This window comes from Isoptericola sp. NPDC060257, from assembly GCF_042726645.1.
GTDB classification, from domain to species: Bacteria; Actinomycetota; Actinomycetes; order Actinomycetales; family Cellulomonadaceae; genus Isoptericola; species Isoptericola nanjingensis.
Window position 1 is genome coordinate 1 of record NZ_JBHXAW010000198.1, and the last position, 8,521, is coordinate 8,521.

Here is an 8,521-nt window from a genome sequence, read left to right on the forward strand (position 1 = left end):
GCCGCGCCCCGGGCGGGGACGCGGCCGTCGTCAGGCGAGCCGGGTGCTCAGAGCGGCACGACCTGCTCCGCCTGCGGGCCCTTGGGGCCCTGGGTGATCTCGAACTCGACCCGCTGGGCCTCGTCCAGGGTGCGGTACCCCTGCGACTGGATCGCGGAGTAGTGCACGAAGACGTCGGCTCCGCCGTCGTCCTGCGCGATGAAGCCGTAGCCCTTCTCCGAGTTGAACCACTTCACAGAACCTTGCGCCATGCTGATCCTTCGACCTTCCGTCACAACGGGCACGAGCGGGCCGGGCGGCCACCCGTCGCTGCAGGCCGCACCGCCGGTTCGTGCGAAGGAGCGCCTCTGCAACGCGGTCAGTGTGGCACGGACCACACCGCCGTGCCACGGATATGCCGCGGAAGCCGCGCATCGGCCATTCGGGACCGGGCCGGTCCGCGCTCCGGGAGCGCGGCCGGCGCAGCGTCAGTCGTCGTCCTGCCGGGCCAGGAAGCGCTCGAACTCCGCGCCGAGCTCGTCGGCCGTGGGCAGGGGGGCCTGCTCGGCCAGGAGGCTCGGCCGCCCCACCGACCTCGTGAAGGCGTCGTACTGCTCCTCGAGCGCCTTGACGACGGCCTTCACCTCGCCCGACTCCCCCACCTGCTTCTCGACCTCGATCGTCGCGTCCGCCGCGGCCTCCGCGAGCAGGCCGGTCGCGAGGTCCAGGCCCGTGGCGCGCTCCACGTGCCGCAGCGCGACGACCGCCGCCGGCGCGTAGCGCGACTGCGCGAGGTAGTGCGGCACGTGCACGGTGAAGCCGATCGCGTCGTGCCCGGCCTCGCCGAGCCGGTACTCCAGGAGAGCGGCCAGCGATCCGGGCACCCGCACGGTGCCGAAGAACGACGTGTAGTCCTCCACCAGACCGGGGCGCGTGCCGTGCGCCGTCAGCGACAGCGGCCGGGTGTGCGGCACGCCCATCGGGATGCCGTGGAAGCCGACCGTGAGAGAGACGTCGAAGCGCTCCACGAGGCCCTTCACGGCCGCGACGACCCGCTCCCACTGCAGGTCCGGCTCCGAGCCGTGCAGCAGCAGGAAGCCGGTGCCCTCGCGGTCCGCGACGTGGTCGATCGCGAGGTAGGGCTCGTCGTAGGCGGACCACCGGTCGGCGTCGAACGTCATCCCGACCCGCTTCGAGCGGTAGTCGAGGAGCTGGTCGACGTCGAAGGTCACCAGGCGCGTGGTCGTCAGCTCCTCGGTGACGTGCTCCACGGCGATCTCGCCCGCGGAGCCGGCGTCGACGAACCCGTCGAGCGCGTGCAGCAGCACGGGGCCGGTGCCGACCGACGCCGCGTCGGGCCCGTGGTGGGGCAGGACGCTCTCGACGGCGGCCTCGTCGACCTCGTAGATGCTCTGCGGGTCCAGCAAGGGGTTCCTCCTCGGTTCTCCGGCTCGCGCCGGCGGGCTCGCGCCCGCACGAGTGTCAACCGCGCCCCGCCCCGGATCCTTCCCGGCCCGTGGGCTTCTGCTCCCGGCCCCGCTCAGCGGTGGGGCAGCCGCACCACCGTGACGAAGAAGTCGTCGATCTGGCGGACCACCTGGATGAACCGGTCGAAGTCCACGGGCTTCGTCACGTAGGCGTTCGCGTGCAGGGAGTACGACCGCAGCACGTCCTCCTCCGCCTCGGAGGTCGTGAGCACGACCACGGGGATGTGCTTGAGCCGCTCGTCCGCCTTGACCGCCGCGAGGACCTCACGGCCGTCCATGCGAGGCAGGTTGAGGTCCAGCAGGATGAGGTCCGGCGTCGGCGCCTGGGCGTGCTCGCCCTCCTTGCGCAGGAAGGCCATCGCGCTCACGCCGTCCGCCACGACCGACAACCGGTTGGCGACCTTGTGCTCGTCGAACGCCTCGCGGGTCATGAGCACGTCACCCGGGTCGTCCTCGACGAGAAGGACCTCGATACCCGTCTGCTGGTCCGTCATGCCCGCTCCCTCGTCGTCGAACGCCCGGTCGGGGCGCGCCCCTGCCCTACCTTCTGCTGCATCGTCGCAGGTCAGCGACGTCTGCCGAGCCTAACCGACGATGACGTCGGTCGCCTCGTCACGGTCCGGGAGGGTCCACCGCACCGACGTCCCGCCGCCCGGGGCCGGCTCCAGCCAGACCCGCCCGCCGTGGTGCTCGACCACCCGCTTGACGAGCGCGAGCCCGATGCCGGTACCCGAGTAGACGTCCTTGGGGTGCAGCCGCTGGAAGATGACGAAGACGCGCTCGGCGTACTGCGGGTCGATGCCGATGCCGTTGTCGGTGCAGGACAGCTCCCAGCCGGGCTCCGGCCCCTCGACCCGCCGCGCCGACAGGTGCACGCGCGGCGGACGGTCGGGGTCCCGGAACTTCACGGCGTTCCCCACGACGTTCGCCAGCAGCATCGTCAGCAGCGCCTTCTCCCCCCGGACGACGGGCAGCGGGTCGTGCGTGACCTCCGCGCCCGCCTCGGCGATCCGGCCCTCCTGGTCGTGCCGCACCTGCTCGAGCGCCCGCTCGAGGTCGACGTCCTCGGGCTCGCTGCCGGAGCGGCCCACGCGCGAGAAGCTCAGGAGGTCCTGGATGAGCCGCTGCATGCGCCGCGCGCCGTCGACGGCGAAGGCGATGTACTGGTCGGCCCGCTCGTCCAGCTGCTCGCCGTACCGCTTCTGGAGCAGCTGGGTGAAGCTCGCCACCTTGCGCAGCGGCTCCTGCAGGTCGTGCGAGGCCACGTAGGCGAACTGCTCGAGGTCGCGGTTCGAGCGCTCCAGCTCCTGGTTCGAGCGGGCCAGCTCGCGCGCCTGCTCGGCGAGCAGGGCGTGGGCGCTCTCGGTCTCGACGTGCGACGCGCGCACCTCGGCCACCTGCTGCACCAGCTCGCGGCGCATGTGCTCGACGTCGGCCGCGAGCGCCGCGACCTCGCCGGTGCCCTCGACCCGGATCTCGTGCTCGTGCTCCCCCGTGCTGGCGGCGCGCACCGAGTCGGCGAGCCGGGCCAGGGGCCGCGTCACGCCGCGCTGCAGGGCGCGCCACATGAACAGGCCCATGACCACCACCAGCAGGACGAGCACGATCACCACGACCAGCAGGGTGAGGTTCCACGCGTGGGCCGCGTCCATGGCCTCGTCGCCCGCGCCCACCCGCAGCAGCACCAGCGAGCGCTGGATCGCGACGAGCGCGACGGCGAGCGCGAGCAGCAGCACCGCGCCGACGATGAGCAGCAGCCGCAGGACGACGTCGTGCAGCGGGCGCTCGCGCCTCACGGGCGCGCCCACTCGGCCGAGTCCGCGAGGGTCGAGGACCGCTCCCCCAGGTACGGCGTGTCGTGCCCGGTCCACCCGACGACGAGCAGCGCCGCGTCGTCGGTGAGCGGGCCGCCGTGCAGCGCGCGCACGCGTCGCAGCACGCGCTCGACCACGCCGACGATGCCCTGCCGCTCGAGGTCGTCGCGCACCAGGTCGTGCAGCCCGGACTGCCCGAGGCGCGGCACCCGGCGCCGCAACGGGCCCACGCGCGCGGGCCGCTCGCCGTGCAGCGCGACGAGCCCGAGCGCGTCCTTGCCCAGGCCGTCCAGCACGGGTTCCGTCGCCGCGTCCGGGACGCCGCCGCCATAGCGCACCTCCGCCTCCACGAGCCCGTCGGTGTAGAGCATGAGCGCAAAAGGGCCGTCGAGCCCGATCCGCCGCGGCTCCCACCCGCCGTCGACGGGGACGCCGAGCGCCCGGCCCCGGCCGGTGGGCGGCAGCAGCTCGCAGCGCAGGCCCCCGACCGGTCCGGTGATGAGCAGCGGCGGCAGATGACCCGCCAGGTAGAGGTCGATCCCGGAACGGTCGGGGGCGACGACCACCTGGCACAGGGTCACGAAGACCTCCGGCCGTGCCCGCTCGGTGAGCAGCACGCGCTCCAGATGCTCGAGGATGCGCTCGGGCGGCGTGCCGGTGAGGACGAGGGTGCGCCAGGCGGTGCGCAGGGTCGCCCCCAGCGCCGCCTCGTCGGGGCCGTGGCCGGCGACGTCGCCCACGACGGACAGCACGGACCCGTCGGGCCGCTCCACGGTGTCGAAGAAGTCGCCACCGAGCAGGCCGCCGCCGCCCGGCAGGTAGCCGACCATCACGGAGACGCGCTCGTCGCCGACGAGGGGCTTCGGCAGCAGGGCCCGCTCGAGCCGCGCGGTCTCCTCGGCCCGCACCGCGCTGCGGTAGAGCGCACGCTGCTGTGCCGCGGACCGGCGCCGCTGGAGCGCGTAGCGCAGCGACCTGCCGAGGAGCCCCGAGTCCGTCTCGCCCTTGACGAGGTAGTCGTCGGCCCCCGCGGCCACCGCCTGCAACCCCTGGTCGCCCCCGGTCAGGCCTGTGAGCACCACGAGGGCGGGCACGTCGTGGACGCGCTCGGCGACCTCGCGCAGCCGTGACACCGCCGTCAGCCCGACGGCGTCCGGCAGCCCGAGGTCGAGCAGGACGCAGTCGACCCCCGGCGCGCCGCCGGGCCGGGAGAGGGCGTCCACCGCCTCCGCCACGGACCGGGCGCGGCGCAGCACGACCGTGACCTCGGCGTCCTCGAGCAGCTCCGTGACGAGCAGCGCGTCCCCGTCGTCGTCCTCCACCAGGAGGACGGTGGCGGCCGCGTCCTCGGCGGGTCCGTCGGACCCGGCTCGCAGGACGTCGCCGCTGCTCATGGGCCTGATCCTAGCCCCGGCCCTCCGCTCCGGGCAGGTGTCGGGAGCCCGGCGCGTCGCCGCCCGGCGCCGGACGGTGCCCACGGGCGCCCCCGGCATCTGCAATGATGGTCCGCCGCCGGGGCCGCACCGTCGTCAGAGCGCGGCCCGAAGGACGCTGGGGAGGATGCGTGGCAGGCAGGCAGGACGAGCTGGCACGCGAGCAGGAGGTCGTCGACGGCCTCTACGCCCGACTGGACGAGCTGCGCCGCGCGACGCGCGACCGGCTCGCGGAGGTCCGGCGCTCGGGGCCGTCGGGGTCGCCGCAGAACCGGAGCGAGCGGGACGCCTTCGCCACCCTCTACGAGGACCGCGTGGCCCAGCTGGACGCCGTCGAGGACCGGCTCGCGTTCGGTCGCCTCGACCTCGACGACGGCGACACCCGGTACGTGGGCCGACTCGGTCTCGCGGACGCCGAGCACCGGTCGCTGCTCACGGACTGGCGGGCGCCGGCCGCGACGCCGTTCTACCGGGCGACGGCCCTCCACCCGGCCGGGGTCCGCCGTCGCCGGCACCTCGTGACGACGGGACGCGCGGTCACCGGGCTCGAGGACGAGGTGCTCGACCTCGACGCCCTGGCGGACGGCGCCGAGGGCGACGACGGCTCCCTCGCCGCGTCGACGCTCTCCGGCGAGGGCGCCCTCCTCGCCTCGCTGGCCGCGCGCCGCACGGGTCGGATGACCGACATCGTCGCGACGATCCAGTCCGAGCAGGACCGCATCATCCGTGCCGAACTCGCCGGCGCTCTCGTCGTGCAGGGCGGCCCCGGCACGGGCAAGACCGCCGTCGCCCTGCACCGCGCCGCGTACCTCCTGTACGCGCACCGTCGCGTGCTCGAGCGCAGCGGCGTCCTCCTCGTGGGCCCGAGCCGCGCCTTCCTGCGGTACATCGACCAGGTGCTGCCCTCGCTCGGCGAGACCGGCGTCGTCGCGACCACCGTGGGCGAGCTGCTGCCCGGCGTCCGGGCCGACCTGGCCGACACCCCCGCCGCCACCGAGATCAAGGGGCGGCTGGTGTGGCGCGACGTCGTGCGCCGCGCCGTGCGCGCCCGCGAGCGCGTCCCGGAGCGCGACGTCCGCTTCCGGCTCGAGGGGTACGACCTCGTCGTGCGCCGCCGGGACGTGCGCGACGCGATCGGCCGCGCGCGCCGGACGCACAAGCCGCACAACGAGGCCCGCGCCGCCTTCGTGCGCGACATGCTCGCGCGCCTCGTGGACCAGTACCGCGCCGCGGCCGACACCGAGCTCGCCCCCGAGGACGTCGCGATGGTCACCGAGGACCTGCGCTCCCACCGGGACGTGCGGGTCGCCCTCAACCTGGCCTGGTTCCCGATCAGCCCCGAGAAGCTCGTCGCCGATCTCTTCGCCAAGCCGCACCGGCTGGCGGAGGCCGCGCCCGAGCTGTCCGCGAGCGAACGAGCGGCCCTCCGGCGCGACCCGGACGCACCCTGGACCGAGGCCGACGTCCCCCTGCTCGACGAGGCCGCCGAGCTGCTCGGCGAGGACGGCTCGATCGCCAGGGCCGAGGCCCGGGCGCGCGCCGCCGAGCGCGCCGCGGAGCTGGAGTACGCCCGGTCCGTGCTCGAGTCCACCGGCGCCGGCGGCGGCCTGGTGGACGCCGAGACGCTGGCCTCCCGGTTCGAGTCCACCGGGCCGCGGCTGACGACGGCGGAGCGCGCCGCGGAGGACCGCACCTGGACGTACGGCCACGTGGTCGTCGACGAGGCGCAGGAGCTCTCCCCCATGGCGTGGCGGATGCTGGTGCGCCGCGTGCCCACGCGCTCGATGACGATCGTCGGGGACGTCGCGCAGACGTCGTCCCCCGCGGGCGCCCGGTCGTGGGCCCGCGCGCTGGACCCGGTGCTCGGCGACTCCTGGCGCCAGGAGGAGCTGACGGTCTCCTACCGCACCCCGGCCGCGGTCGCGGACGCCGCGCAGCGGATGGCCGCGGAGGCCGCGCTCCCCGTCTCGCCGCTCACCGCCGCCCGGCAGGTCGACGGCGCGCTGGAGCTCGCCCGGGTCACGCCCTCGGGTCCCGCGCGTCCGGTGCTGGTCCAGGAGGTCGTGGGCCACGCGGTCTCCCTCGCGCGCGAGTTCGTCGGCTCCGACGGCGCCGGGCGGGTGGCGGTGGTGGCCGCGGCCGACCAGGTCGAGGCGATCCGGGCCGCGGTCGAGTCCGTCCTGCCCGACACCCTCGGGCCGGACGAGGGCGCGCGCCTGCTCGCCCAGCGCCCGGAGGACGCCCAGGTGAGCGTGCTCGACCCGCGCGCGGCCAAGGGGCTGGAGTTCGACGCCGTCGTGCTGGTCGAGCCGGCGGCCGTCGCGGAGGGCCCCGGCGGGGCGTCGGACCTGTACGTCGCGATGACGCGCCCCACCCAACGCCTCGTCGTCGTGCACGAGCGTGCCCTGCCCGCCGGCATCGTGGAGCTCGTCGCGGCGTGACGCCGGAGGTGGCACCGCAACGGTGAGACGCGTTTGTGGGCGCGGGCCCGCACGGCGCACCATGGCCTCGTGCTGCGAGCCCTCCTTCTCGAGAACGTCCACCCCGTCGCTGCCCAGAATCTTCGTGATGCGGGCATCGAGGTCGTCACGCGCCCCGGCGCGCTCGACGAGTCCGAGCTGATCGAGTCCCTCGCGGACTTCCAGATCCTCGGCATCCGGTCCAAGACCACCGTCACCCGCAAGGTCCTGGAGAGCGTCCCCGGCCTGCAGGCCGTCGGCACGTTCTCCATCGGCACCAACCAGATCGACCTCGAGGCCGCCGCCGCCCACGGCGTGGCCGTGTTCAACGCGCCCTACTCGAACACGCGCTCCGTCGTCGAGCTCGCGATCTCGGAGATCATCGCCCTGACGCGCCGCCTCTCGGTGCGCGACAAGGCGCTGCACGACGGCGTCTGGGACAAGACGGCGGAGGGCTCGCACGAGGTGCGGGGCCGGACGCTGGGCATCATCGGCTACGGGAACATCGGCTCCCAGCTGTCGGTGCTCGCCGAGAACCTCGGCATGCGGGTGGTCTTCTACGACACCGCCGAGAAGCTCGCGCTCGGCAACGCGCACCGCGTCGAGACCATCGAGGAGCTGCTCGCCGAGGCGGACGCCGTGACGATCCACGTGGACGGGCGGGCGGGCAACGCCGGCCTCTTCGGGGCGGACCTGTTCGCCGGCATGAAGCCCGGCGCGATCTTCCTCAACCTGTCGCGCGGCTTCGTCGTGGACGTCGAGGCGCTGCGGGAGCACATCCTCTCCGGCCACCTCGGCGGCGCGGCCGTCGACGTCTTCCCGACCGAGCCGAAGAAGCGCGGCGACGGCTTCACGTCGCCGCTGCGCGGCCTGCCGAACGTCATCCTCACCCCGCACGTCGGCGGCTCGACCGAGGAGGCCCAGGAGGCGATCGGCGAGTTCGTGTCCAAGAAGCTGCGCGACTTCGTGGCGACCGGGTCCACGACGCTGTCGGTGAACCTCCCGAACCTCCAGCTCGCGCACACGGGCGTCGGCCGCATCATGCTGCTGCACCGCAACGTGCCCGGCGTCCTCGCCCGCGTGAACCAGGTCTTCGCCGACCACGGCGCCAACATCGAGGCGCAGATGCTCGCGACGCGCGGCGAGATCGGCTACGTGGTGACCGACATCTCGGACGTCACCCAGCGCGGCGCGTCGGCCAAGCTGCAGGCCATGGACTCGACGATCCGCCTCCGCATCCGCGACGCCTTCGAGCGGCCCGAGTTCCCGCCCGGGCCCGCCGCCGGCTGACACTGACCGCGCGGCGCACGGCCGCCGACGCGCGAAGGGCGGCCCCGGGGATCCGGGGC

Annotated in this window: 7 protein-coding genes; 2 read left to right on the forward strand and 5 right to left on the reverse strand. The window is 74.5% G+C overall.

Features of this window, described 5'->3' with window-relative positions:
* Nucleotides 1-47: 47 nt before the first annotated feature.
* The 5 genes from ACFWEK_RS15335 to ACFWEK_RS15355 form a co-directional block, all read right to left on the reverse strand.
* The gene (locus ACFWEK_RS15335) at nucleotides 48-251 is read right to left on the reverse strand and encodes a cold-shock protein (protein ID WP_429762195.1); all 204 of its coding nucleotides are present in this window, start codon (nucleotides 249-251) and stop codon (nucleotides 48-50) included.
* A 216-nt stretch (nucleotides 252-467) separates the two neighbouring features.
* Entirely contained in the window at nucleotides 468-1,406 is a 939-nt protein-coding gene (locus ACFWEK_RS15340) for a proteasome assembly chaperone family protein (RefSeq protein ID WP_430554580.1), read from the reverse strand.
* A gap of 113 nt (nucleotides 1,407-1,519) precedes the next feature.
* Nucleotides 1,520-1,960, reverse strand: a complete 441-nt coding sequence (locus ACFWEK_RS15345) for a response regulator (protein WP_430547356.1) — start codon at nucleotides 1,958-1,960, stop codon at nucleotides 1,520-1,522.
* Nucleotides 1,961-2,050: 90 nt separating this feature from the next.
* Nucleotides 2,051-3,262 carry an ATP-binding protein gene (locus ACFWEK_RS15350; protein ID WP_430547355.1) on the reverse strand — a complete coding sequence of 404 codons (1,212 nt, stop codon included), beginning with the start codon at nucleotides 3,260-3,262 and terminating at the stop codon, nucleotides 2,051-2,053.
* A complete protein-coding gene (locus ACFWEK_RS15355) occupies nucleotides 3,259-4,674 on the reverse strand; it encodes a PP2C family protein-serine/threonine phosphatase (protein ID WP_430547354.1) in 1,416 nt (471 codons plus the stop codon). Before ACFWEK_RS15355 ends, ACFWEK_RS15350 begins: the two co-directional genes overlap by 4 nt.
* A 170-nt stretch (nucleotides 4,675-4,844) precedes the next feature.
* On the opposite strand from ACFWEK_RS15355, the gene ACFWEK_RS15360 reads away from it, so the two are divergent.
* Together ACFWEK_RS15360 and serA are read left to right on the forward strand one after the other, a co-directional pair.
* Nucleotides 4,845-7,154 carry a HelD family protein gene (locus tag ACFWEK_RS15360; RefSeq protein ID WP_430554581.1) on the forward strand — a complete coding sequence of 770 codons (2,310 nt, stop codon included), beginning with the start codon at nucleotides 4,845-4,847 and terminating at the stop codon, nucleotides 7,152-7,154.
* 69 nt (nucleotides 7,155-7,223) lie between these two features.
* Nucleotides 7,224-8,462, forward strand: a complete 1,239-nt coding sequence (gene serA / locus ACFWEK_RS15365) for a phosphoglycerate dehydrogenase (protein ID WP_430554582.1) — start codon at nucleotides 7,224-7,226, stop codon at nucleotides 8,460-8,462.
* The last annotated feature ends 59 nt before the right edge of the window (nucleotides 8,463-8,521 follow it).